General features: G+C 60.0%; 23 protein-coding genes. 13 read left to right on the top strand and 10 right to left on the bottom strand.

Going from position 1 to position 24,468, the window contains the following annotated elements:
- Positions 1-156: 156 nt before the first annotated feature.
- The 6 genes from ABFT80_RS12895 to ABFT80_RS12870 all read right to left on the bottom strand — a co-directional run bounded on the left by ABFT80_RS12895 (position 157) and on the right by ABFT80_RS12870 (position 6,171).
- A complete protein-coding gene (locus ABFT80_RS12895; protein WP_347972332.1) occupies positions 157-1,950 on the bottom strand; it encodes an ABC transporter ATP-binding protein in 1,794 nt (597 codons plus the stop codon).
- Between the two features lie 11 nt (positions 1,951-1,961).
- Positions 1,962-2,318, bottom strand: a complete 357-nt coding sequence (locus tag ABFT80_RS12890) for a Rid family hydrolase (protein ID WP_347972331.1) — start codon at positions 2,316-2,318, stop codon at positions 1,962-1,964.
- 3 nt (positions 2,319-2,321) lie between these two features.
- On the bottom strand, positions 2,322-2,690 hold the full coding sequence (locus tag ABFT80_RS12885) for a RidA family protein (protein ID WP_347972330.1): 369 nt from the start codon (positions 2,688-2,690) through the stop codon (positions 2,322-2,324).
- Between the two features lie 11 nt (positions 2,691-2,701).
- Complete coding sequence (locus tag ABFT80_RS12880; RefSeq protein ID WP_347972329.1) at positions 2,702-3,568, bottom strand: ABC transporter permease; 867 nt, start codon at positions 3,566-3,568, stop codon at positions 2,702-2,704.
- 2 nt (positions 3,569-3,570) lie between these two features.
- Entirely contained in the window at positions 3,571-4,575 is a 1,005-nt protein-coding gene (locus ABFT80_RS12875; RefSeq protein WP_347972328.1) for an ABC transporter permease, read from the bottom strand.
- 78 nt (positions 4,576-4,653) lie between these two features.
- Complete coding sequence (locus tag ABFT80_RS12870; RefSeq protein ID WP_347972327.1) at positions 4,654-6,171, bottom strand: ABC transporter substrate-binding protein; 1,518 nt, start codon at positions 6,169-6,171, stop codon at positions 4,654-4,656.
- Positions 6,172-6,395: 224 nt separating this feature from the next.
- On the opposite strand from ABFT80_RS12870, the gene ABFT80_RS12865 reads away from it, so the two are divergent.
- Together ABFT80_RS12865 and ABFT80_RS12860 are read left to right on the top strand one after the other, a co-directional pair.
- Positions 6,396-7,091, top strand: a complete 696-nt coding sequence (locus ABFT80_RS12865; protein ID WP_347972326.1) for a TetR/AcrR family transcriptional regulator — start codon at positions 6,396-6,398, stop codon at positions 7,089-7,091.
- Complete coding sequence (locus ABFT80_RS12860) at positions 7,081-8,739, top strand: gamma-glutamyltransferase family protein (RefSeq protein WP_347972325.1); 1,659 nt, start codon at positions 7,081-7,083, stop codon at positions 8,737-8,739. Before ABFT80_RS12865 ends, ABFT80_RS12860 begins: the two co-directional genes overlap by 11 nt.
- 374 nt (positions 8,740-9,113) lie before the next feature.
- On the opposite strand, the gene ABFT80_RS12855 is transcribed toward ABFT80_RS12860, so the two are convergent.
- A complete protein-coding gene (locus ABFT80_RS12855; RefSeq protein WP_347972324.1) occupies positions 9,114-10,409 on the bottom strand; it encodes a D-tagatose-bisphosphate aldolase, class II, non-catalytic subunit in 1,296 nt (431 codons plus the stop codon).
- Positions 10,406-11,359: a sugar kinase gene (locus tag ABFT80_RS12850; protein WP_347972323.1), complete on the bottom strand. Its 954-nt coding sequence runs from the start codon at positions 11,357-11,359 to the stop codon at positions 10,406-10,408. The genes ABFT80_RS12855 and ABFT80_RS12850 overlap by 4 nt, the downstream gene beginning before the upstream one ends.
- Positions 11,360-11,577: 218 nt before the next feature.
- On the opposite strand from ABFT80_RS12850, the gene ABFT80_RS12845 reads away from it, so the two are divergent.
- The gene (locus ABFT80_RS12845; protein WP_347972322.1) at positions 11,578-12,603 is read left to right on the top strand and encodes a LacI family DNA-binding transcriptional regulator; all 1,026 of its coding nucleotides are present in this window, start codon (positions 11,578-11,580) and stop codon (positions 12,601-12,603) included.
- Here ABFT80_RS12845 and ABFT80_RS12840 read toward each other — a convergent pair.
- The gene (locus ABFT80_RS12840) at positions 12,563-13,552 is read right to left on the bottom strand and encodes an alpha/beta hydrolase (RefSeq protein ID WP_347972321.1); all 990 of its coding nucleotides are present in this window, start codon (positions 13,550-13,552) and stop codon (positions 12,563-12,565) included. The genes ABFT80_RS12845 and ABFT80_RS12840 overlap by 41 nt on opposite strands.
- 23 nt (positions 13,553-13,575) lie before the next feature.
- Positions 13,576-14,724 (bottom strand): Gfo/Idh/MocA family protein, encoded by a 1,149-nt coding sequence (locus ABFT80_RS12835; RefSeq protein WP_347972320.1) that lies wholly within the window; start codon positions 14,722-14,724, stop codon positions 13,576-13,578.
- A 173-nt stretch (positions 14,725-14,897) separates the two neighbouring features.
- Here ABFT80_RS12835 and ABFT80_RS12830 point away from each other — a divergent pair, with 173 nt between their 5' ends.
- Genes ABFT80_RS12830 through ABFT80_RS12785 form a run of 10 tightly spaced genes read left to right on the top strand, consistent with a single transcriptional unit; the run spans position 14,898 to position 24,418 of the window.
- On the top strand, positions 14,898-16,244 hold the full coding sequence (locus tag ABFT80_RS12830) for an ABC transporter substrate-binding protein (protein WP_347972319.1): 1,347 nt from the start codon (positions 14,898-14,900) through the stop codon (positions 16,242-16,244).
- Positions 16,245-16,248: 4 nt separating this feature from the next.
- Positions 16,249-17,181 carry a carbohydrate ABC transporter permease gene (locus tag ABFT80_RS12825; protein WP_347972318.1) on the top strand — a complete coding sequence of 311 codons (933 nt, stop codon included), beginning with the start codon at positions 16,249-16,251 and terminating at the stop codon, positions 17,179-17,181.
- Positions 17,178-18,014 (top strand): carbohydrate ABC transporter permease, encoded by an 837-nt coding sequence (locus ABFT80_RS12820; protein WP_347972317.1) that lies wholly within the window; start codon positions 17,178-17,180, stop codon positions 18,012-18,014. Before ABFT80_RS12825 ends, ABFT80_RS12820 begins: the two co-directional genes overlap by 4 nt.
- Before the next feature lie 4 nt (positions 18,015-18,018).
- A complete protein-coding gene (locus ABFT80_RS12815) occupies positions 18,019-18,840 on the top strand; it encodes a sugar phosphate isomerase/epimerase family protein (protein WP_347972316.1) in 822 nt (273 codons plus the stop codon).
- 10 nt (positions 18,841-18,850) lie between these two features.
- Complete coding sequence (locus tag ABFT80_RS12810; protein ID WP_347972315.1) at positions 18,851-19,927, top strand: Gfo/Idh/MocA family protein; 1,077 nt, start codon at positions 18,851-18,853, stop codon at positions 19,925-19,927.
- The gene (locus tag ABFT80_RS12805; RefSeq protein WP_347972314.1) at positions 19,927-20,748 is read left to right on the top strand and encodes a sugar phosphate isomerase/epimerase family protein; all 822 of its coding nucleotides are present in this window, start codon (positions 19,927-19,929) and stop codon (positions 20,746-20,748) included. Before ABFT80_RS12810 ends, ABFT80_RS12805 begins: the two co-directional genes overlap by 1 nt.
- Complete coding sequence (locus tag ABFT80_RS12800) at positions 20,748-21,578, top strand: alpha/beta fold hydrolase (protein WP_347972313.1); 831 nt, start codon at positions 20,748-20,750, stop codon at positions 21,576-21,578. The genes ABFT80_RS12805 and ABFT80_RS12800 overlap by 1 nt, the downstream gene beginning before the upstream one ends.
- Positions 21,575-22,297 carry a ribulose-phosphate 3-epimerase gene (locus tag ABFT80_RS12795; protein ID WP_347972312.1) on the top strand — a complete coding sequence of 241 codons (723 nt, stop codon included), beginning with the start codon at positions 21,575-21,577 and terminating at the stop codon, positions 22,295-22,297. Before ABFT80_RS12800 ends, ABFT80_RS12795 begins: the two co-directional genes overlap by 4 nt.
- Positions 22,297-23,334: an ROK family protein gene (locus ABFT80_RS12790; RefSeq protein WP_347972311.1), complete on the top strand. Its 1,038-nt coding sequence runs from the start codon at positions 22,297-22,299 to the stop codon at positions 23,332-23,334. The genes ABFT80_RS12795 and ABFT80_RS12790 overlap by 1 nt, the downstream gene beginning before the upstream one ends.
- The gene (locus tag ABFT80_RS12785) at positions 23,327-24,418 is read left to right on the top strand and encodes an ABC transporter ATP-binding protein (protein ID WP_347972310.1); all 1,092 of its coding nucleotides are present in this window, start codon (positions 23,327-23,329) and stop codon (positions 24,416-24,418) included. The genes ABFT80_RS12790 and ABFT80_RS12785 overlap by 8 nt, the downstream gene beginning before the upstream one ends.
- Positions 24,419-24,468: the final 50 nt, after the last annotated feature.

The raw sequence follows: 24,468 nt of genomic DNA, 5'->3' as shown, positions 1-24,468 counted from the left end.
TTTATGCGCACTCCAACATGCATTGCCTAATAAATAGGCTGCTCTGTTTAATGCTCATATTACAGACAACCCACATCCATCGATTTGCTACGTTGATGCAGACCAACAACCCGCTCCCATGACTATCTGGATATGTCAGGGACACACCGGGGTCGATTATGCAGCGTGCTTCGATGGGACGGCGGGTCGGACCCAATGGTCCTCTTCGTGCTGGATCATCGCAGGCAGCTCAATCTCGCAGCCCTTTGGAAAAACCGGGCTGTAGCTAACGAAGGGCGCATCAGTACGCTTGTGGCGCAGGCGCGGATGCGCCGCCGGCACGGCTTCCAAGAGACGCCTGGTGTAGCTGTGTTGCGGATTGGCCAGCACCTTGTTCGTCGGCCCGGTCTCCACGATCGACCCGCGATACATCACCGCCACGCGGTCGCTGACCTTCTCCACCACGGCCATGTCGTGCGAGATGAACAACATCGCCACGTTGAAATCGCGCTGCAGGTCGGCCAGAAGATCGAGGATCTGCCCTTGGATCGCGACGTCGAGCGCGGAGACCGGCTCATCGGCGATGATGACGGACGGCTTGAGCATCAGCGCGCGTGCGATGCAGATGCGTTGACGCTGACCGCCGGAAAACTGGTGCGGATAGCGTTTGAGGACGCTCTCGGGCAGGCCGACGCGCTCCAACAGGGCGCAGACCTCGTCCAGAATCGATGACTCCCAGCCCTTGTGGTGAATGTGGAATGGTTCGGAGAGAATTTCCGCCACCGTCATGCGGGGATTGAGCGAGGCATAGGGGTCCTGAAAAACCATCTGGATGCCGGCTCGAGCCTCCAGCAGTTCCTTTGCCGACATCGCGCCCAGTTCTCGCCCTTTCAGCATCACGCGGCCCGAGGTCGGGTCGTTCAGCTTGAGGAGAGTGCGCGCCAGAGTCGACTTTCCGCAGCCCGATTCGCCGACGATCGCAAGCGTTTCACCGTGATTGAGCGTGAACGATACGTCCTCGACGGCATGTAGATTGGCATTGTGCCTGCGCAATATCCGGCTGCGCACCGGATAGCGCACAGTCAGGTTTTCGACCTTCAGCGCGAGCGTGCTTCCCGTGTCACTACCGACCGGAGCGACCGCTTCAAGCTGGACCTTGCATCCCTGCCCGAGATGAGGGGCGGCTGCCAGAAGCGTGCGCGTATAATCGTGACGCGGGTTCTCGAAGACCTCCATGACGGGTCCGCTTTCCACGACCTCACCGTCGAGCATCACCGTCACGAAATCGGCGATTTCCGCGACGACCCCCATGTCATGCGTGATGAACAGCACGGCCATGCCGGTTTCACTCTGCACCCGTCGAAGTAGAGCAAGGATTTCAGCCTGAACCGTCACATCGAGCGCGGTGGTGGGTTCGTCGGCCACAAGCAGGTCGGGCTTACAGGCGAGAGCCATCGCGATCATCACGCGCTGGCGCATGCCGCCCGACATTTCGTGGGGATATTGCGAGAACCTGCGCTCCGGTTCGGTGATCCGCACCTGTTCAAGCAATCTTATACATTCGGCCCGTGCGACCGCCTTCGCCAAACGCTGGTGCTGCCGCAACGCTTCCATGAGCTGACTGCCGATCGTCAGCACCGGATTTAGCGAGGTCATCGGCTCCTGGAAGATCATGGCGATCCGCACGCCGCGGATCGCCTGCATCTGCTCTTGCGTTGCCGATGCGAGATCGACCGCGCCGTCCGTGCCATGGAGCATAATCTTGCCGGACCGGATGCTGCCTCCGGCATAGTCGATGAGCCGCATGACCGATTTCACGGTCACCGACTTGCCGGACCCGGATTCGCCGACCAGCGCCGCGATCTCACCCTTGGCAACGCGCAATGACACGTCGCGGACGGACGGCCGTTCTGCCGAGCCGAACCCGACGACCAGATTGCAGATATCGAGAAGGGGCGTTCGCTCGCTCATGATGCTTACTTTCAGCCGGGCGCCGACCAGGCGCGGATTTCCAACAGAGAATCGCGACGGGACGCTGCCATCTCGACGACTGAAAGTCCGGGGACATCCTCCCCGACCCATGCGTTCCAGATTCCGACGAACGCCGAATAGTCGCCGATATCCGCGAGCCAGACCTGCACTGTCAAAAGCCGATCGCGTCCGACGCCCAGTTCGGCCATGTGCTTGTCGATGACGGCAAGGATGTCGCGCGTTTGACCGTTGAAATCCTTGCCTTTGTCCGGCGCCGTGAGGCAGACGGACGCCAGATCGTCCGTGCCGGAACCGAGGAATATCTTCGGGCCGAGACTGTCGATCCGGCCTACTTTTCGCAGCGTCATCCCTCAGCCCTCCGTTTTGCGGAACGCCATGACGACCAGCTCCACCAGAAGGTCCGGGCGATAGAGCTCGCCCGAAACGCAGGTGCGCGCTGGCGGATTGTCGGCGTCCACCCACTTGTTCCAGACCGCGTTCAGAGCCGAGAAATAGCGCATGTCCTTCAGCCACACATGGACTGTGAAGATGTCGGACTGGGCCACGCCCTTTTCCGCCATCAGGACGTCCAGCCTGTCGAGCGCTTCGCCGACCTGTTCCTTGATGTCTCCGCCGAGATTCTGCGGCTGGATGCCGGTGAAGAACACCCAATTTCCATGCGCGGTGACTTCGGCGCGTCGCGCTCCGTCGGAAGTGGTGAGATGACTGCGTTCGATCATGCGGGAGGTCCTCAAAGCGGTTTCAGTTTAGGGTCGAATTGGTTGCGTAGCGCGTCACCCAGAAGGTTGACGCCCAGAACGGTCAGGAAGATTGCAAGACCGGGAAAGAGGGCCATCCACCACGACGTGCTGATATAGGCGCGGGCGTCGGCCAGCATGCCGCCCCAGGTGGGAATGGTCGGCGGCACGCCGAGGCCCAGGAAGCTGAGCGCGGCCTCGGCAATGATGGCGCTGGCCATGGCAAAGGCGGCTACGACGATCACGCTAGGCAGGATGTTGGGCAGGATATGGCGGCGGATGATGTGGAGGTGACGTCCGCCCAGCGACCGCGCGGCGACGACGAATTCGCGTTCCCGAAGCGCCATGGTTTCCGCGCGCGCTATCCTGCAATAGGGAATCCAGCGTTGCGAGACGAGCGCGATGATAACAATAGTCAGCCCCTGCCCGATGAAGGCGACGATTGCGATGGCAAGCAGCAGGGGCGGGAATGCCCAGAACACTTCGAGGCCCTTCTGGATCAGCCCATCTACGCGCCCGCCGAAATAACCGGAGATTACGCCCAGCGTGATGCCGACAAGGCCGGAAAACACCACCACGGAGACGGCGATCAACAGCGAGACACGCGCGCCATAGATAATGCGGCTGAGGATATCCCGACCGACATGGTCCGTGCCCAGCACATAGGGGCCGATCCAGTCCGGCGGCATCATCGCGGCCATCAGGTCCTGGCGCGCGGGATCGTGCGGGGCGATCCACGGCGCGCACAGGCCGGTGACGATGAGCAGCACGAAAACCGCGATGCCGAAGCTGGCCTTGAAGCCAGCAAGCTGCGGATAGCGCGCACGAACCTGCGAAAGCGATGAAAGAGCGCTTGCCATGGCTACGATATCCTGATGCGGGGATCGATAACCGTGTAGGCGAGATCGATCAGAAGATTTACGACGACGAAGATCGCGGTGTAGACGAGCACGAGACCGATGATCAGGGGGAAGTCACGGCCACCGATGCCCTGTATGAGCAGGCTGCCTATTCCTGGCCACGCGAAGACGGTCTCCACGATGATCGCGCCACTCAGAAGCGCGCCGAATTCGAGGCCGATGATGGTGACCACGCCGACCAGCGCGTTGCGGAACGCATGCCGCCACAAGACGACACGCGGCGGCAGTCCCTTCGCCCGCGCCGTCATCACATAGTCCTCGCGCAAAGCCTCGACCATAGAGGCACGCGTTAGCTGCATGATGATGCCCGTCATCGACGTGCCGAGCACGATCGAGGGCAGGATCAGGTAGCGCAAAGACTGCCAGAACGCGTCGAACCGGGCCTGAAGGAGAGCGTCGACGGTGTGGAAGCCGGTGATGCGCGGCAGATCCATGCCCCATGGCTCGCGCCCGCCCGATGGCAGCAAGTGGAAATGGCCTGCAAAGACCAGAATGAGCAGAATGCCGATCCAGAAATTGGGAAGGCTGATGCCGAAGAAGCCGCCCACGGCGCCGAGATTGTCGATAAGGGAATTCGGCCGCGCAGCCGACAGCACGCCGAGCGGGATGCCGATCAGAATCGCGATCAGCGTGGAGAATGCAGCCAGTTCGATCGTCGCCGGCAACCGCTCCAGAACCAGTTGCATGACCGGAACCTTGTAGCGGAACGAATTGCCGAAATCGCCCATCGATGCGTTCAGGAGAAAATTGCCGTACTGGACGATCGGTGGCCGGTCGAGGCCCCACATTTCCTTGACCCGCTGGATATCCTCCGGCGACGCCTCGTCACTGATCAGCATGCTGACGGGATCGCCGGGGGCAAGTTGCATCAGCGTGAAGACAAGCGCCGACACCATCAGAAGCACCGGTATCGCTCCGAGCAGTCGTCGCACGACAAAGACAAGCATAGTGATTTCCTATCGATCGGCTTGGCCATCAAATCCTGAGGAAGGGCCGCGCCGACGCGCAGCGCGGCCCTTTACCGCTCAGTCGAGGATATGGATTTCCCAGCCATCGGCTCGGTCGGCCGGCCGCGGCGTGAAACCGATGCCTTCCGCGACGCCCCAGGCCATCTGGTGCTGCCACAGGAAATGCGCCGGCACATCTTCCGTCAGGAATGCGATGGCTTCCTGCATCTTGACCGTTCGGGCATCGATATCGAACTCGGCGCGTTCGGCCTGAAGAAGCGCGTCGAGTTCCGGATTGGAATAGCCGATCCGCGGCGAGCCGCCGGTCTCGAAATACTGGCTGAGCGCGCGGGAAGGATCGAGCATGGAACCGCGCCCCATGTAATAGAACGGCACCTCGCCGATCTGCACGTTGGACCACAACGTCGCCCATTCGGGCGTGCGCAGATTGACCTTGAACCCGACCTCCTCAAGCATGGGAACCATGGCCTCCGCGATCTGGCGATCGGTGGTGTAGCGCCCGACCGGGGTGTGAAAGTCAATCTCGACGCCTTCCAGTCCCGCCCCGGCAAGGAGAGCCTTGGCCTTGGCGGGATCGTAGTCATAGGGCGTGCGGTAATCAGGATCGAAGCCGAACTGGCCGGCGCTGACGGGACCGTTGAGGAGATTGGCCTGGCCGCCAAGCAGCGCGCGCACAATGCCCTCCCGGTTGATTGCGTGGGCAACAGCCTGCCGCGCTTCCTTGACGTCCCAGGGATGGGTTTTCGGGCTCATCGCCAGAAACATCATCTCGACCGAATTGATGGTCTCGATGCGTGCGTTGGGCAGGTCGTTGACGCGGTTCACCAGTTGCGGCGGCACGCCCTGTGCGATCTGCACCTCGCCATTGGCGAGCGCGGTCACGCGCTGTTCCGGCTCGGCCATGATACGGTACATGATCTGCTTGGGATTGTCCGGCGAGATCAACGGGTGCTCGTCGAAGCGCTCCAGCACCATATGATTGCCGATCGAGACCTCGACCAGTTTATAGGGACCAGCGCCTTGGGGATGATTGGTGAACATCGCATCGCCATGCTCCTCGAACAACTTCTTCGACGTCACCACCAGCAGGCTGAGCGTGTCAGCCAGGGTTGCATCGGGCAGAGTCGTGGTGATGCGCACGCGCCGCTCGTCAAGGGCCTCGGCCTTGGCGATCGATGCGACGACATAGGCCTTCGCCGACGCCGGATGGCTGCGGGTAAGCTCGATGGAATGGACGATATCGTCGGCCACGACCGGGTCGCCATCGTGGCGCAACAGGCCCTCTGGAAGGGTCACGATCCAGTTCAGATCATCTTCGGGTTCCAACGATTCGGCCAGTGAAGGGATGAAGCGCCCCTGCTCGAAATCGAAGCGGGTGACGCAGCCATAAACCTTGCACCACAGGCTGCCGACGAGCACCACGGGGTCAGCATAAGGATTATAGCCGCTGATCGTCTCGGTGATGGCTATGGAGATTCTCGCGTCGGTCATCTGTCCGGCTACGGCGGCGCTGGGACCTGTTGCGATCATGGCTGCGGTTGCCATTGCGGCAAGAAGATTCTGCTTGTGTTTCATGACCAGCCTTTCGGTTTGAAGTAACCCAAAATCACGTCTTCCTCCCGCGCTTCTCCATCGCCTTGGGCAACCGGAAAAATGCACTTGCGAGGTAAGTAAATGCATACTTACTATCGCCTTTCAATCGTCAATCTGCTAAAAATGCACAATTGGTGATCGTTTAGATAGTTCGCCTATTTTATAGGCAGAAGTTGCTTTTACCTTGTGCAGAATTGGAGTGTGAAATGAATGGTGAAGCTGAGAAGGCATCGCGCCCGGCCGTGCCGGAGGGTGGAAGGGCGGCGGACACGCACGAGCGCATCCTGCGGGCGGCGACGGCCGAATTCAGCCGGTACGGATTTTCGGGAGCCAATACGACCCGTATCGTGGCCGCGGCGGATTGCAACATCCGCATGATCTACCACTACTTCGGTGACAAGCAGGGGCTCTATCGCGCGGCCTTGGAACGGGTCTATCTCGCGCTGCGTCAGGCCGAAGCGGAACTTCAGATCGACCAGTTGCCGCCGCAGGAAGGCATCGAGTCCTTCATCAGTTTCACCTTCGACTACATGCTCGCCCACCCCGAATTCCCGCTAATGATGCGCGTCGAGAACCTGAATGAAGGTCGCATGGTCCGTGAGATCGGCAGCGTGTTTGAAACGTCGCGCCCGCTTATGAGCCGCCTCGGAAAACTGCTGGATCGAGGCTACGAACTCGGCGTTTTCCGTGGCCGCAGGTCGCCAGAGAACCTGTATCTCAGCATCCTGGGCCTGAGCTTCGTCCACATCTTCAACTTTCACACAGCCGGAAAAACGCTGGGTCTCGATTTCTCCTCGCCCGAATTTCTCGCCCAGCGCAGACGCGAGACCTTGGAAATGGTGATCGCGTATCTGAAGGACGCTCCGGAAACCGCAATCGAAGGAAGCGCCGGTGCAAGGTAAATCGACCGCGTCGCTGTCGGCGCATACGCCGCTGTCTCGCACGGGCACTGCAACGGGCCACGCTCTCGTCACCAGCCCACACGAGTTGGCGACACGAGCCGGTCTGGATGTGCTCGCCCAAGGAGGAAATGCGATCGAGGCGGCCATTGCGGCAGGCGCGGCCCTGACAGTGGTATGCCCGCATTTCTGCGGATTGGGGGGCGACGCAGTCTGGATGATCGCCGATGGCGAAGGTCGCCATACCTCGCTTCTGGGAATCGGCCAAGCCGCCCGCGACCTGCCGCGCGAGACAGCACGGATTGCGACACGCGGCCCTGGCTCCGCATTCACGACGGCATGTCTCGTGGACAGTTGGGCGGCGGCGCTGGAATACTCCAACCGTCATTGGCAAGGCTCGAAAGGTTTCGCCAGCCTCATCGCTCCGGCGCACGCGCTGGCGAGCGAGGGATTTACCGTTACCGCTTCACAGCAGCACTGGCTCGATTTCAGAGCCGGCGAATGGCAAGGCTGGTCGGGCTTTCCCGACCTCTTTGACACGAGGGCGCTGCGCAACAAGCCTGACCGCTTCCGGCAACCGGCTCTGGCGAAAAGCTTTCGCCTTCTGGCGGAGGAAGGGCCGCGCGGGTTCTACGAAGGCACTCTCGCGCATGCGCTCGTCAAGGGGTTCGAACGGACGGGAATACCACTTCGCGCCGAAGATCTCGCGGCCACGCGCGCGACATTCGCCGAACCTTTGCGGCTTGGCTATTACGGCTACGAGTTACTTGCGCCCCCCGCCCCCACGCAAGGGATGACGACGCTGGCGATCATGGGAATCCTTGAGCGCCTCGGCATCCACGCGGCAGAGAAGGAAGGCGGCGACTTTTACCATCTGATCGTCGAGGCGATCAAACAGGCATTCCTCGTGCGCGGCGCAATCGCCGACCCCACGCATGAACAGGACGCGGCGTTGACCCAGCTCCTTCCCGTCGCGCTGGATAAGGCGACGCAAGCGGTGGACCGCACCCGCGCGCTCCCCTGGGGCCATTCCTATCAACATGGCGACACCGTTTTCCTGGCCGTCACCGACGCGCAGGGGCGCAGCGTCAGTATGTTGCAAAGCATCTATTTCGACTGGGGAAGCGGGGTGGTCGTCGGTGATACTGGTATTCTCTGGCAAAACCGCGCAGCGGCCTTCAGCCCGGACCCTGCGAGTCCGAACCGGCCAAGGCCGGGCAGCAGGCCTTTCTACACGCTCAACCCCGGCATTGCCCTGCACGATGGACGCCCGCAACTGCTCTACGGCACACAGGGAGCCGACGGCCAGCCGCAGACGCTTGCCCCCTTGCTTGTGCGCATGCTGAACCATGAAATGTCACCCGCCGAGGCGCTGGCCGCTCCCAGGTTTCTGCTAGGCCGAACATTTTCAGACGGCGCGGACACGCTCAAGCTGGAGCGAAATGTCAGCAAGGAAGTTATGGCGACACTGCTTGAGCGCGGGCACGCTGTGGCACCAATTGATGCGCTGAGCCCGCTATGCGGCCAAGCCGGCATCGTGCGACTTGACGGGCCGGAAACGGCGATGTCCCTCGGCGCCCACGATCCACGCGGCGAAGGCGTCGCACAAGGGCTGAACGCAAATGCACAATTCCCCATTTTCTCATCATAAACGCTACGACAGGATCAAGTTGACCTGGAAATGGCTATCAGAATAGAGCGCGCCATATCGGGGCATGGCGCCATTATTGACAGCAATGGCTTGCGGGAATGCCGTAGCAGGAGCCTGGAGAATTGTAGCCGGCAATAATCGCCCCGACCTTTGGTCCGCTTCTGCCCGGCGTGACTTGATCGTTTAGGCCCCGGCACGGAGCCGAGGCGTCGCCCTCACTGTCTGTCTGCGCTACCATTCTCTTGGTAGCCTCACACTTCAAACCATTCGCGGCGGGTGTCGTCGGCCGCCAGCAGTTCCCGCCTGCAAGAAACACCTCGAAAAGTTGGAGCGGTCTGTGGAAATCGGCTGAAGGAAAAACGGCAACTCTCAAGTCATGAATTACAACCGCTTGTCGCGTTGTCATAAATGTCGAGAACGCGGATTATGCTGGCGATTAGCAAATCTGCTGCCCGCGGCGGCACCTGCCCGTCGGCGACTGCCGCATCAAGATGCCCGAAATACTGACTGATCAGAGGGCGTGGAATATTCACGTCTCCTAGCACCGCAAGTAGCGCTCGTACTGCAGTTTGCGCCTGCGGTGCAGGCCAGTAGTAACGTATGCGGTCGCTGAGCGAAAAATGCCGTTGCAGGTGCTGCTCGCCGGGCCTTCCTGGATAATATTTCAGCCAATTTTCCGGTGCCTCCATCATAAGGCGCTCCATCGCGGCGGGAAGACTTTCACGTGCCGGGTCCGAAACCAGAATGTCGGCAATATGGCTGAGGCCGTAGAGTGCCTCACGAAGCGCGAAGGTAAGCCAGGGGCCAACCTTCAGAATGGCGAAGCCGTCATGGACAAGAGCGTTGAGTGCCTGGGCCGACTGATAATCGGTGGAATGCGCCTCGAAAACGAATTGCGGCATGCGGTCGAGCGTAGCCGCCAACGCACGCGCCTTTTCCGGTGCATAGGGTACGATTTCGGTATTGCCGAATTCCACGCCCGGCTGGACGACCACGCCGACCGCCCGAGCAAAAGCTGCATCTAATCCCGCGCGAGAAAATGCCTGACGGTGAAGCTCGACCGTGCGCGGGGCATCGTCAGGCTCCGTCACATGGAGATGATCCAATGCCTCCAGCGCGCCGCCCGGCACCGGCACTTCAGTACCGATGACATAGACAGGCCTTTCGCCGCCGTGACGCTTTGTGGCGGCCTCTGCCACGGCGGCGAGTTCAGCAGCGCGCGCGGCAATCGTTTCGTCGGCGAGTACTGCTGGATCGTCAGCGCAGGCCATGCTCGTATCGAGATGAATCTTGGTGAAGCCTGCACTCGCATAGGCGTCGATCATCACGGCAGCGTTCTTCATGGCAGTGGCAGCAGCCATATGCTTCCAAGGGTTAGGTCCAAGATGATCGCCGCCAAGTATCAGGTTATCGAACGAAAATCCGGCGTTCTCGGCACTTGTCTCGACAAAACGCCGAAAGCCGGCGGGTGTCATCCCGGTATAGCCACCTTCATGATTCACCTGATTGCAGGTGGCTTCGATCAGTACATCGCCGCCCCGTGCCGCGCCGTGTCGGAGTGTGGCCTCGATTACCAGCGGATGCGCCGAACAGACCGATGCGATTCCGCTTCTCTCACCTGCGGCGCGCCGAGCCGCAATCTTCGCAAACCTTTGAGTCGCGGCACTCATGACGGGCTCTTCCGATCGGCAGTTGCGATAAAGGCCTCGACGGCGGCGAGTGGAAATATGCCCTCCATCGGCCCCTTGCGCGTAACGGCGAGCGCACCGCAGGCATTTGCGATCTGCAGCGCTTCGGCGGGTGTGCTGCCGCGAAGCTGCATCGAGACGAAAGCCGCCCCAAAGCAATCGCCCGCGCCTGTGGGGTCGACCTCGTCGACGGCAAAACCTGATGAAACGACTGCTCCATCGCGGTCATGGTAGACAGCACCAGAGACCCCCTTTTTGAGAACGACACAGGAGACTCCGCGGTTTAGCAATTCGCTTACGGCAACTTTTTCGTCTTTAGACGATGCGAAAAGAAACAGCTCCTCCCCGCTTGGCAGGAAGATGTCCGTCAGCGCCAGCACACGATCAAGCGCCTGTCGTGTGCTGGAAACATTCATGATTTCCCGGCGAATGTTCGGGTCAAACGATACCGTTCCTCCTTTAGCCTTCACCTCCTCCATCGCCGACAGGATCACCTCGATCGCGCGGTCGGAAAACAGCGATGAACCCATGACATGAATGTGGTCTGCGCCAGCCAGCATGTCCTTTGCCGCTGTTCCGATCTCAATCAGACCGGCTGCACTGTTGCGGATGTTGAAGACGAAATGCCTGCTGCCATCCGAACGGTAAGTCACGAAGGCTGTGCCGGTGGCGTAGCCGGCGTGAACGGAGATCGCAGAAACGTCCGCGCCAAGCGCCCGCAGACGCTCAATATTCAGATGGCCGAAATCATCATCGCCGACAGCGCTGATCAATCCGGCTGGCTGGCCGAGAGCGGCTGCCTGACCGATAAAAATGGCAGGCGCACCGGACGGGTAGGGACCAAGCAGCGGACCAGGTTCGCGAAAACTCTGCCCGATCCGTTCGGCCATGATCTCCACGACGATCTCGCCGGCACTGACCAGCTTCTTCATCTCGTGAAATTCCTCCCGGTGCTTCACATTTTGCTACCCAAGTTGAATACGGCTTGCACTTTTTCGCGTCAATTAATAAATTTACGCATGAAAAATTTTAATACTGCGCGTCATCACTACTGAAGTTTTATGTAAACTTTAAACTTGCGGTTGCGCGATGGCGCGCCGTATGTAGATCGAGCAGCGCTACGGAACGGTCTTCCACGACGCGAGGGATTTTGATGCCAATGACGCACAAGACGATGGAGGACTTTGCTCGCTCTTGCGGCGTCTCCCGGCCAACGCTGTCGAAATATTTCGACGATCCTACCAGCGTTAAGCCGGCGACACGGCAGCGGATCGAGGTTGCGCTGCGCTCGTCTGATTATCAGCCCAATCTCTTCGCCCGTAACCTGAACCGCAAACGCACCCGCAGCATCGGTATCGTCGTGCCGACTGTTGCCGATCCATTCTATTCGGAAATGGTCAGCCGCATCGAACTCAGACTGCGCGACGAAGGCTATTGGCCGATCGTGATTTCGTCGCATGGCTCGCGCGAGCTGGAAGTGGAAGCGACGCGAACCATTCTGTCGCTGAAAGTTTCCGGCGCACTTATCGCGCCGCTCGGCCTGCGTACGGATCATCGTGCGATCGAGAAACTGACGCAGGCTATCCCGATCGTCTATTTCGACACTTATCTCGAAGGCAACACACCGTTTGTCGGCAACAACAACGCGCAAAGCGTCTCGACGATTGTCGATTATTTGTGCCGTTCGGGCGACGCTCCCGTCTATTTCGATATCCCCCACGTCAACCACAACTCCCGGGAACGGGTCGAGAGTTATGTCAGCGCGATGCAACGGCTCGGACAAGAGCCCGTGGTCATCGGCAATACGCGTGACTACACTTGGGATTTCGAGCGTATCGGCTACGAGCAGATGGAAGCTATGCTTACCAGCGGCGGCCTGCCCGGCAAAACCATTCTATGTGCCAATGATCGTCTCGCCTTTGGCGTGATGGCGGCAGCCTATTCATTAGGCCGCAAAGTCGGCCGCAAGGACGATTGCGATCTGCGTGTTGCAGCACATGACGACCACCCGTTGAGCCGCTACACCTGCCCTGCCCTTACCACTATGGCGCAGGATTTTGCATCCATGGCGGGACGCAGCGTCGAGACCTTGCTGTCGTTGCTTAACGAGGAAGACGACACCGTTGCCTCCAAGGTCAATCTCGACGCGAAGCTGGTGATGCGTCAGTCGGCTTGAGCAATTCGAAGCCGCGCCATGCGGTAACCGCAGCGCCAACCGCTTCCCGCGCCGCTGCGGTATGCCGCCCCATCGAGACGAAGCCGTGGATCTGTCCCGGCCAGTGTTTTATGAAGACTGGAACGCCCTCCTCCGACAAACGCTTCGCATAGGCTTCGCCTTCATCAGCAAGGATGTCATGGCCGGCGATTGCTACGAAGGCCGGTGCCACACCGCTAACGCTGGCCGCATTCAGCGGCGATACGCGCCAATCGGAAATATCTGCAACATCGCGGATGTAATGATCGCGAAACCAGGTCATCGTTGACGACGTAAGACCGTAGCCGTCGGCAAAGCGGCGGTAGCTGTCGGCTGTCTGCGAGGCATCCGTGTTTGGATAGAGCAGCAATTGTGCCGCCAACGGAATGCCTTCATTACGCGCGATCAGGCTCAGCACCGCGGCTAGATTTCCGCCAGCGCTATCCCCCGCTAGTGCGATCCTGTTCGCATCGATGCAAAGTTCACTGGCTTCGGCCTGCATGAAGGAAAGCGTTGCGCGACAATCCTCAATGGCTGCGGGATATTTGTGTTCAGGCGCAAGCCGATAATCGGGGCAAACAACCACGCAGGCCCCGATATTCGCAAACCACCGGCAGATCTCATCATGGGATTCGAGATTACCAAGCACCCATCCGCCACCATGCAGATAGAGCAGCGCCGGAGCATCTGCAGCGGGCGTCCTCTCACCGTGATAGACCCTGAGCTTCAACGGGCCGCCGGGACCTGCGATGGTGCGCTCCGTCCTTGAAACGACAGGCTCGCGCTCGCCCTGGAGGGTTGGAAATCCCTCCTCATATGCTCGACGTGCCTCGGAAGGCGTGCCGGCTTCGAATGGCTGGACTGCCGCCGGCCGGACGAGTTCGAGTATATACCGGGCTTCAGGATCGAGATTCGATGATGGTATCGACATGAAAAACTTCCCCGATTCTCAACTCATGCAAGCAGGCTCTGTGCCTCGTCTTCCTGGAGACGTGGCGGCTGATCGACCCATCCGTTAACAGCGACCGCATCGCGGCTTTCTCCCGAAGCGAGGATCGCCTCCATGATCTCCAGCACATGAAGGGCAAGATCGCCCGACGCCCGCGGCTTTCTTCCGGTCGCAAGCGCGCGCGCAAGATCGGCAACGCCGAGCATGCGATAATTAGCGCGATCGGGCGCGGCGAACGGCCAGTTGTGTGCGCCGTATAATTCGCTTTCGCTTTGGAAATCTTTCCAGTCCGCGCCCCTCTCGGAAAGCGAAACCGTTCCGCCGAATGTATCCGGGTCAGGCAACCGCAATGAGCCTTCCGTTCCATGGAGCTCGATCGGATGATTGGAATGCCGGAAGACATCCCACGAGGCGCCAAAAGTGACGGTGGCGCCCGAATGAAATTCCAGAAGTGACAGGATGTTGGTTGGCGTGCCGACCTTGAAGATGGTGTTTTTGAATGGGCCTTCCGCAGTGATCAGTCGCTCTTCCTGACCTTTTGTCGCCAATGCCATCACACGGGCGACAGGCCCAAGAAGATTGACGAGCATTGTCAGATAATAAGGCCCCATGTCGAAGACCGGGCCGCCGCCGGGCTGATAATAGAATTGCGGATTGGGATGCCAATGCTCCATACCGCGCCCCATCATGAAGGCCGTTCCCGTTACCGGACTGCCAATGGAGCCTTCGTCCATGAGGCGGCGTGCGCATCGTCCGGCAGCACCGAGAAAGGTATCCGGTGCAGAACCGAGAAGCAGCCCACGCTTTTCCGCCTCTACGACGAGGCGCCTTCCATCCTTGGCCGAGGTCGCAAGCGGCTTTTCGGTGAAGACATGCTTGCCCGCCGAAAGCGCCGAAAACGAAACGTCGAAATGCGCTGCCGGAATGGTCAGGTTCAGGACAAGGTCGATCTCAGGATCAGCCAGAAGCGCATCAACGCTGACCGCCCGAATGCCATATTCCACGGCGCGTTGGGCCGCCAGTTCGGTGGAAATGTCAGCGCATGCACGCAGCTCGACTCCTGCGAAGAGCGCCGCATTGCGCAAATATGTCAGCGAGATATTGCCGCATCCGACAACGCCGATACGGAGCTTCGCCTTTGATTTCCCGTGCATTCTAACTTCTACCTCCCGACACCGTGACTTTCTGATTGAACCGTTACACCACCAACGGCTCGAATTCGAAATCCGCTATACAGCATTTTAAATCTTGACGCGCGTAAAATTTTTATGGAACATGCGAAAATGCTGGCACAAAATCGGGAGGCTGTCAGCGCCAGGAGGAGAAAATGACTGACATTAAAAAGGGGCCGATCACCGGCTCTAAGGCTGCGGCTCACGTAACGATCGCCGACCGCAGGCAGTTTCTCATTGGAAGTGCCGGGCTGCTGGGTGCAGCAACACTCGGCATGAGCACAGGCCTGGGAGTACACCGGGCTCGCGCACAGTCTCGCGCCGAAATCAGTTTTGCCAGTGCCGCCTTCTTCGGCAAGGAGACTTTCGGCGATCTCATCAAGGCCTTCAACGAATCGCAGGACCGTGTTCTGGTTAAGAATATCGAACTGCCGCCACCGAGTTCATCGACGGAGGTCTATCAGGGCCTCGTCCAGCAACTCGCCCGCAAGAACGGCACGCCTGACGTCTTCAGTCAGGACGTGATCTGGATCGCCGGTTTTGCTGCCGCAGGTTGGGCGCTGCCGCTCGATGAGTATTTTCCTGCCGACAAGCGCAGCGACTATTTTACCGGAACCCTCAATGCCTGCACCTATGACGGCAAGCTGACCGCCCTTCCCTGGTTCATGGATTCGGGCATGTTCTATTACCGCAAGGACCTGCTGGAAAAGCATGGCGGCAAGGTTCCTGAGAACTGGGCCGACATGGCGACGATAGCCGCCGCAGCGCAAGAGGCCGGCGACATCGATTTCGGCTATCTCTGGCAAGGCAAGCAGGCCGAAGTTCTGGTCTGCGATGCGGTTGAGATCATTACTTCGAACAACGGCGCAATCCTCGCGCCGGACGGCAAGTCCTCGCTGATCAACGAAAAGGGCGCCGTGGAAGCAATCCAGTTCCTTCACGACACGATCAGCACGACCAAGATCAGCCCGCAGGACGTCCTGTCATGGGACGAAGAGCCGTCGCGCCAGCCTTTCACCTCGGGCAAGGCGATGTTCATGCGCAACTGGTCCTACGTCTATCCGATAGCCCAGGATGCCAAGGCGTCTCAGGTGGTCGACAAGGTCGGCGTCGCGCCACTGCCATCGTTCCCCGGCGGCAAAAGCTCGGCCTGTCTCGGCGGCTATCAGCTAGGCGTAAATGCCAATTCAAAGCAGCGCGAAGCTGCAATCGAGTTGCTCACCTGGCTGTCATCGACCGAGACGCAGCATCGCATCGCCTTGAATTTCGGCCTCGCCCCGACGCGTCCCGCACTCTTCCAGGACAAGAAGATAAAGACCGAACAGCCTTTCATGGCGAGCCTCGAAAAAGTGTTCACCGGTGCCACGGCACGACCGATCACGCCCGAATATGCGAAGGTCACGCTGGCCTTGCAGTCCGGCATATCCAAAGCTCTGGTCTCGGGCAACGTTCAGGCCGAGATGGACGCTCTCGCCGCGCAAATCAATCAGATTGTCGGCTAAACCAATGTCCGCGGCAGCCGATGTTTTGGGTACTGGCACGCCGCGGCGGTCTGGAAGGGCGCTTTCCGGCACCCTCTGGGCTTTGCTCCTTCTGACGCCGGCATTCGTGGCGCTGGCGTCGGTTTCCTTCTACCCGATCATCAACGGGCTTTATCTCTCGCTCACCAATACGTCGCTCATCACCCAGGAAAGCGAATTCACGGGTTTTTCCAACTATTTGGAATTGTGGGATGACGCCCAGTTCTGGAATGCATGGTGGCACACAATGTGGTTCACCGCAGCATCCACGGTACTTGAGACGGTGATCGGCCTCGGCATGGCGCTCATTCTTTGCGAGGCCTTCAAGGGACGAGGGCTGGTTCGCGCCGCCATGCTGGTTCCCTGGGCAATGCCCACTGTGGTTACCTCAAAGATGTTCGGCTGGCTGTTCGACGGTCAAAACGGCATCATCAACTACATCCTGCTGCAGTTTGGATTGATCGATCAAAACATCAACTGGTACGGGTCGCCCGACACGGCGATGACCACCATCATCATCGCCGACGTCTGGAAGACCACGCCTTTCATGGCGCTGCTTTTGCTAACCGGCTTACAGACAGTGCCGAATTCCCTCATCGAGGCCGCGCGCATGGACGGCGCAAAAGGCTGGGTCACTTTCTGGTACATCCGCCTTCCGCTTCTTCTGCCGACGCTGCTGATCGCCGGCCTGTTTCGAGCGCTCGACGCTTTCCGCGTTTTCGATCTGGTCTATGTGCTGACGGGCGGCGGCCCGGCAGATTCGACCGAAACGCTGTCCACCCTGTCCTACAAGGTGCTCTTTTCGACGCTGCAATTCGGCTACGGCTCGGCCGTCTCCACGGCCATGTTCGTCACAGAAGGCATCATCGCAATCGTGTTCTGCCTTTTCCTTGTCCGGCAGATCAGGAGAGCGCAATGAACGATACCCGCTCACGGCTCCAGAGCTTCGCGATCTATCTCGGTGCCGTCCTGATCCTCGTGTGGTCCGGCGGCCCGTTCATCTGGCAGTTCTCGACTTCGTTTCAGCTCGATAAGGCCCTTACATCCGGCTCTCCGTCACTGATCCCCGATCCGTTCACGCTCGAACATTACTACAACGCCTTCATCGAAAAGCAGTTACACCGCTATATCTGGAACTCGCTGGTGGTCTCGCTCGCCACGACATTCCTGTGCCTGCTCGTCGGATCGCTGGGCGCCTTTGCACTGTCGCGCCTGAACATCAAAGGCCGCTTCGGCATATTGATGGTCATCCTTTCGGTATCCATGTTTCCGCAAATCGCGCTGGTCGGGCCGCTCTATCTGCTCGCGAGCAATCTCGGACTGCTCGATACCTATACGGCGCTGATCATAACCTATCTGGCGCTCGGGCTGCCACTCGTCACCTGGGTTCTGTTCGGCTATTTCGAGACGCTGCCCCGCGAGATCGACGAGGCGGCGCGCATGGACGGCGTCAGCATTCCCGGCCTGCTCTGGCATATCATCCTGCCGATGTCGCTGCCGAGCCTGGTGACGACAGGCCTGCTTGCCTTCATCACGGCCTGGAACGAGTTTCTGTTCGCGCTGGCCTTCACCTCCAACATCGATCGCCAGACGATCCCCGTCGGCATCGCCAACTTCACCAACCAGTATTACGTGCCCTGGGGCGACATCGCCGCAGCCTCGGCCGTCGTCACCGTACCGTTGATCGTGCTGGTGCTATTCTTCCAGCGCCACATCATCGAAGGGCTGACGCAGGGCGGGATCAAGGAATGAAAATATGACCATGAAAGACCTGAAAGTCGGCTGCCAGACCTTCACCTGGGAAATGCTCGGAGACCGGTTTATCGGCGGCCCTGACGATCTCCTTCGGGCGATCGCAGATGGCGGCTATGCCGGCATCGAGATAACTGACACGATGATCGGCCGCTATGCAGACAAGCCAACGGAATTCGCAGCCGCGCTGCAGTCGTCGGGCCTTAGTCTCGTCTCTTTTGCATTCGGCTCCAGCAGCGGTTTTACGGTGAAGGACAGGATCGATGCAGACCTTGCAAGCGCACAGCGCTGGATCGATTTCGCCGCCAACTTTCCCGGCGCACTCGTCTCCATCGGCTCCGCAACCGTCGTCTCGGACGGCCCGCGCGACGGCAAATTCGAGATCGCGGCGGAGTTCTACAACAAGGCTGGCGAGCTTGGGCGCAAGGCCGGCGTCGACATCGCCGTCCATCCGAGCTCCCATCACAACACTCTGCTCTTCGACCGCGCCGACTACGACCGGATTTTCGGACTGATAGACCCCTCGCTTGTCGGCTGGGTCCCCGACACCGGCCATATCCTCCGCGGCCACGAGGACATCGTCGATACGCTCACGACCTACAAGGACCGCATACGTTACGTGCACCTGAAGGACGTCGATGCGAACGGCGAGTGGGCCATGCTTGGCAAGGGCGTCTGCGACACAGCCGCAGTCATAGACATTGCCAGCACCGCGCCGCGTTTCAACGGCTGGCTGGTACTTGAGGAGGAATCCGAAACCGCGGCCGCCGATCCAGCCGGCGCGGTCAAGACGAACCGCCAGACCATGCGTACCTACGGCGCGTAAGGAAGAAACGATGATCACCAAGCAAGACCGTCGCCTGCGAGTAGGCGTGCTCGGCTGCGGGCCGATAGCCCAATTCGCGCATCTCGAATCCTGCGTGAAGGCACGCAATGCCGACCTCTACGCGATCTGCGATGCTGCACCCGACCTGCTGGCGCGCATGGGCGCGACCTATGAGCCGCAGAAAATGTATGGCGATTACGAGGCGATGCTGGCCGACCCTGAACTTGAAGCGGTGATCGTCGCGACTTCGGACGCCTATCACGTTCCAATGTCGATCAAAGCGCTGGAGGCTGGCAAGCATGTGCTGTGCGAAAAGCCGATCGGCGTGTCGGTGGAGGAAGGCCAGAAGCTGGCCGATGCAGTCCAGCGCTCCGGCAGGGTTTTGCAAGTCGGCCATATGAAACGCTTCGACCCGGCGCTTGAAGCGGCGCGCGATTTCGTCCGCGACGAGATGGGTGAGATATTGGCGCTGAAAGCCTGGTACTGCGATTCCACCCATCGCTACACCAATACGGACGCAATCCAACCCCTGCCCGTCACCAGCAAGCTGGCAAAGAAACCAACAGGCAATCCGAAAGCCGATCTCCGCCAGTATTTCATGCTCGCGCACGGCTCGCATCTCGTCGATACGGCACGTTTTCTCTGCGGTGAAATCGTCGCGGTTCGCGCCCGCCTGAATGAGCGTTTCGGCGCCTATTGCTGGTTCGTCGAAACGGAATTCGCAAACGGCGCGCTCGGTCATCTCGATCTCACGGTGGCCGTCCGAATGGACTGGCACGAGGGTTTTCAGCTTTATGGCGAAAACGGCTCGGTAATCGCAAAAACCTTCAATCCTTGGTATTTCCGGGCGAGCGAAGTCGACATTTTTCACGAAAAGGACGCGACTTCGCGCAAACCGCTCGGTGCGGATGGTCATTTCTTCAGGCGGCAGCTTGAGGGCCTCGCCGATACGGCCCTCGACGGCGCACCATTGCGCGGGGCAAACGTCGAGGACGGTCTGGCTTCGATCCGGGCCATGGTTGCGATCGCCAGATCGGTGGAAACCGGGCAGCGTGTCAAGATCGCAGCGGTCACCGGAGCGGTCTGATGCAGCTTGGCATTTTCGCGAAGACCTTTCCCGGCACCGACCCCGTCAGCGTGCTGGCAGCCGTACGCGAAGCTGGCTATGCGACCACTCAATTCAATCTCGCCTGCGCCGGATTGCCATCCATGCCGGAATACGAGGTGTCCGCCGAAGCAATCTCGACAATAGGCGAAGCTGCGAAGACCTCAGGCGTTTCATTGTCGGCCCTTTCGGGTACCTACAATATGGCTCATCCCGACCCCGCCCATCGCGCCGGAGGATTGAAGCGGCTGGGCTTTGTCGTCGAAGCCGCCGCCGCTCTGTCCATTCCGCTCGTCACACTTTGCACTGGAACACGCAACGCCGATGACCAGTGGGCGCATCACCTCGGCAATACCGACCCTTCTGCATGGGCCGACATGGCTGACGAGATGAGAAAGGCGCTTGATTTTGCCGAGCGCTACGGTGTCGATCTCGGCATCGAACCCGAACAGGCAAACATCGTCACTTCGGCAGCGGACGCGATACGGCTCATAGGCGAGATGGGTTCGAAGCGACTGCGCATCGTGCTTGATCCTGCGAACCTTTTCGAACAGGCCGATGTTGCGGAAGCCCGCGCAATAATAGCCGCAGCGGTCGAAACTTCGGCAGGTCATGTTGGCATGGCTCACGCTAAGGATCGTTTCGCCGACGGCCGTTTCGCTACCGCCGGACAAGGCATTGTCGATTTTCCAGACTTCCTCGCGCGGCTCAAGGCAACCGGCTTTGACGGGCCTCTGGTCACGCATGGGCTTTCGGCGAAAGAAGCACCGGCGGTTGCCCGCTTCCTGAAGGAATTGGTGTGATGACTCACTCCATGCTCATTCGTGACGATGCTCAACTCCGGCTCTTCGAGCGCGGGGAAGGATCGCCCGTAATATTCCAGCACGGGCTCGGCGGCGACGAAGCCCAAATGGTGCAGAATTTTCCAGCCACTCTCCGCTGCCGCCGCCTGACGCTGGAATGCAGGGGCCACGGCGGTTCCAGTCTGGGCAGTCCCCGGCCCTTCTCGTTCGCCATGTTCGCCGACGATATAGTGGCGGCTGCCGATCAGGCCGGCGTGGAGCGTTTCATCGCGGGCGGCGTATCTATGGGAGGCGCGCTCTCTTTGCTCCTCGCCTGTCGCCATCCCGACCGCGTGACCGGCCTCATCCTGGTGCGTCCTGCCTGGACGTTCGAGGCAGCGCCCTCAAATCTCGCTCCAATCGCCGAAGTCGCGCAACTGGTTCACAGCCATTCCGTCGCAGAAGCACGGTCGATATTCGAACGGTCGCAGACAGCGGCGCAGCTTCGTATCGAAGCTCCTGACAATCTGAACTCGCTGCTCGGCTATTTCGACCGGCCTGACATTGCCGATTTCGCAGATGTGCTGAACGACATTGCCAAGGGCGGTCCGGGTGTCACGCAACAGCAGGCCGCCGCCCTTACCATTCCAACGCTGGTAATGGGCAACGAGGAGGACGCGATCCATCCCCTGCCGACCGCGCGGTCGCTCACCGCTGCCATCCCCGGCGCAGCGTTCCGGCATGTCACGTCCAAGGGAAAGGACAAGGATCGTCATTTTGCTGAAGTGCAAGATGCGATCGCAGCCTTCCTGCATACACATTTCAATATCGCAAACGGTGCATCCTCATGACGACGAAATCCCTCTCCGGCCTCGCTGCCATCGCCGCTTTGCCACGCAACCGGCTGCTCGGCGAGTTTTCCCTCTGGTCTGCCGACCTTGCCAATATGGAGCGCGATCTGAAGCGCATCGAACCCTATGCCGACCTTCATCACATAGACGTCGCCGATGCCCGTTTCACTCCAGGCTTTCTGTTCTTTCCCGACTATGTCGCCCGCATCGCCAAGCTGACTTCGAAGCCAATCCATGTGCACCTCATGGTCGAAGCGGAAATCGTCGAGGAGCAGACACGCCAATTCATCGAGGCTGGCGCCAATCTCATCAGCGTACATGCCGAAAATGGCGAAGCCGGCCTGCGCGCTGTGCGGCTGGCGCGTGAACTCGGCGCTGAGGCTGGCGTCGTGCTCCGGCTGGAAACGCCGGTGGCTGAGGTCGCGCCTTTCCTGCAGGAAGTGGCTTTCGTAACACTTCTCGGCACATCCATCGGCGTCAAGGGCCAGAGCCTGTCGGAACACGCTTGCCCACGCCTGATCGAGGCACGCAAGCTGATGAAACAGGCCGGGCGCGAAAAGGAAATCGTGCTTGCTGCTGACGGAGGTATCCGCCACGAGACGGTGCCGCGTCTACGCGCTGCTGGAGCCGAGACCGTGGTTCTCGGATCGCTGGCATTCGGCGATCCCGATCTTGCACAGCGCATCGCCTGGCTGCACGGCCTGGAGGTTGCCGCCTAATGGCAAAAGTCGCCCTCGCCTTCGATCTCGGCGGAACGGAGCTGCGCGGCGCACTGGTCGAGAGCACCGGCCGGATTCTTGCCTTTGCGTCGGCGCCAACGCTGTCGCGGGCCGGATCGGAAGCTGTGATCGGCCAGATTACAGATTTGGCCCATGAACTTCGCGCACAGTTTCCTGAAACCGAAATCGCCGGCATTGGCATCGGCGCGCCGGGACCGCTTGATCCCAAGGCAGGAATTGTGATCGCCCCACCGACACTTGCCGGCTGGCACGACGTACCGATCATCGACATCCTCGGCCGGCAATTCGATATACCTGTCCGGCTGGAAAACGACGCCAATGCAGCGGCACTCGGCGAATGGCGCTTCGGCGCAGGCCGCGGTGCCGGTTCGCTGGTCTTCGTCACGGTATCTACGGGCATCGGCGGCGGCGTCATTGCGGAAGGCCACCTTTATCACGGCAGACGCGGCCTTGCCGCCGAGATTGGTCATATGACTATCACTGGGGAAGGCAGCCGCTGTTTCTGCGGCGCAATCGGCTGCTTTGAGGCTGTTGCATCGGGAACAGCACTCGGCCGCCGCGCAACGGCGCAAACCGTTTCCGGCGACGGTTCCCTGCTCAGACGGCTTTCGGCTGACGGCGACGTTTCGGCCAGGCACGTCGTGGAGGCCGCACGCGCCAGTGACGGGCAGGCGCTCGAGCTTGTCGAAGAAGAAGCGAAATGGCTGGGCATAGGCTTCACCAATTTGCTTCACCTCTATTCACCAGACCTGATCGTAATGGGCGGCGGCCTCGCCAACGGTTTCGATCTTCTATCGCCGACCATCAGGGCAATTGTCGAGCAGCGGGCCATGCCCGCTTACCGGGACGTGCCGATCGTTACCGCACAGCTCGGCGACCGGGCAGGATTGATAGGTGCGGCGAGTCTCATTCTTTGGGAAGGCGAACCGGGCGCGCCGCTGGCAATGGCGCAGGATGACGAGAATAAGGACGGCACGTCTGAACGTGCCCATGCCAGGGAGGCAAGCCATGGCTGAGCTCAAGCTGCGCGACGCGCGCAAATCCTACGGGGCCATCGAGATCATCAAAGGCATAGATCTGGATGTCGAAGATCGCGAATTCGTGGTCTTCGTCGGGCCGTCCGGTTGCGGCAAGTCAACGCTGCTGCGCATGATCGCAGGCCTGGAAAAAATCACAGACGGCGACCTGTTCATCGACGGTGCCCGCGCCAATGACATAGACCCTTCCGAGCGCGGGCTCGCGATGGTGTTCCAGTCCTACGCACTCTACCCGCACATGACAGTGGCAGAAAACATGGGTTTCGCACTGAAAATCGGCGGTGTATCCAAAGAAGACCGGGAGCGGAAAGTGAACGAGGCTGCCGAGGTGCTGCAGCTTTCGCATCTTCTGGATCGGCGGCCGAAGGAACTTTCCGGCGGTCAGCGGCAGCGTGTTGCCATAGGCCGCGCCATTGTCCGCAATCCGAAAGTCTTCCTCTTCGATGAGCCTCTGTCCAATCTCGACGCCGCTTTGCGCGTCAGCATGCGTCTCGAACTCATGCGCCTGCACAAGCAGCTTGCCGCGACGATGATCTATGTCACCCACGACCAGACCGAGGCCATGACGATGGCCGACAAGATCGTCGTGTTGAATGCCGGCAAGATCGAGCAGGTCGGCTCGCCGCTCGACCTCTACAACCGGCCGGCCAATATCTTCGTCGCAGGCTTTATCGGCTCGCCGAAGATGAACCTGCTGAAGGTGAAAATTGCCTCGACCGGTCCTGAGGGGATCTCCGTGATCCTACCCGACGGCCAGACACTAAGCGTACCGGTCGAGCCCGGTACGATCGGGTCCGGCGATGAACTACTTCTCGGAATGCGGCCTGAACATCTTCGTGTCTCGTCCAGCGGGCTGTTCACCGGGCAAGCCGTTTTGGCGGAGCGATTGGGCAGTCTGACCATCCTGCACGTAGAAATCGCACCGGACATCACGCTGGTCGTTCAAACAGAAGGCAGCGACAGGACGGCGTTGCATGGCCCTATCGCGCTCGAAATTTCTCCATCTGCTTGCCACCTGTTCCGTGCGGATGGGCAGGCCTTGGCACCATTGCAATCGACGTGACCGGACGCCGATTTTACCAACCGCTATTATCGGTGTCTGACCACTTCTGC

The sequence above is a fragment of the Foliimonas ilicis genome, from assembly GCF_039939195.1.
Taxonomy (GTDB): Bacteria; Pseudomonadota; Alphaproteobacteria; order Rhizobiales; family Rhizobiaceae; genus Foliimonas; species Foliimonas ilicis.
This window is presented reverse-complemented; position numbering and strand designations above follow the sequence as displayed.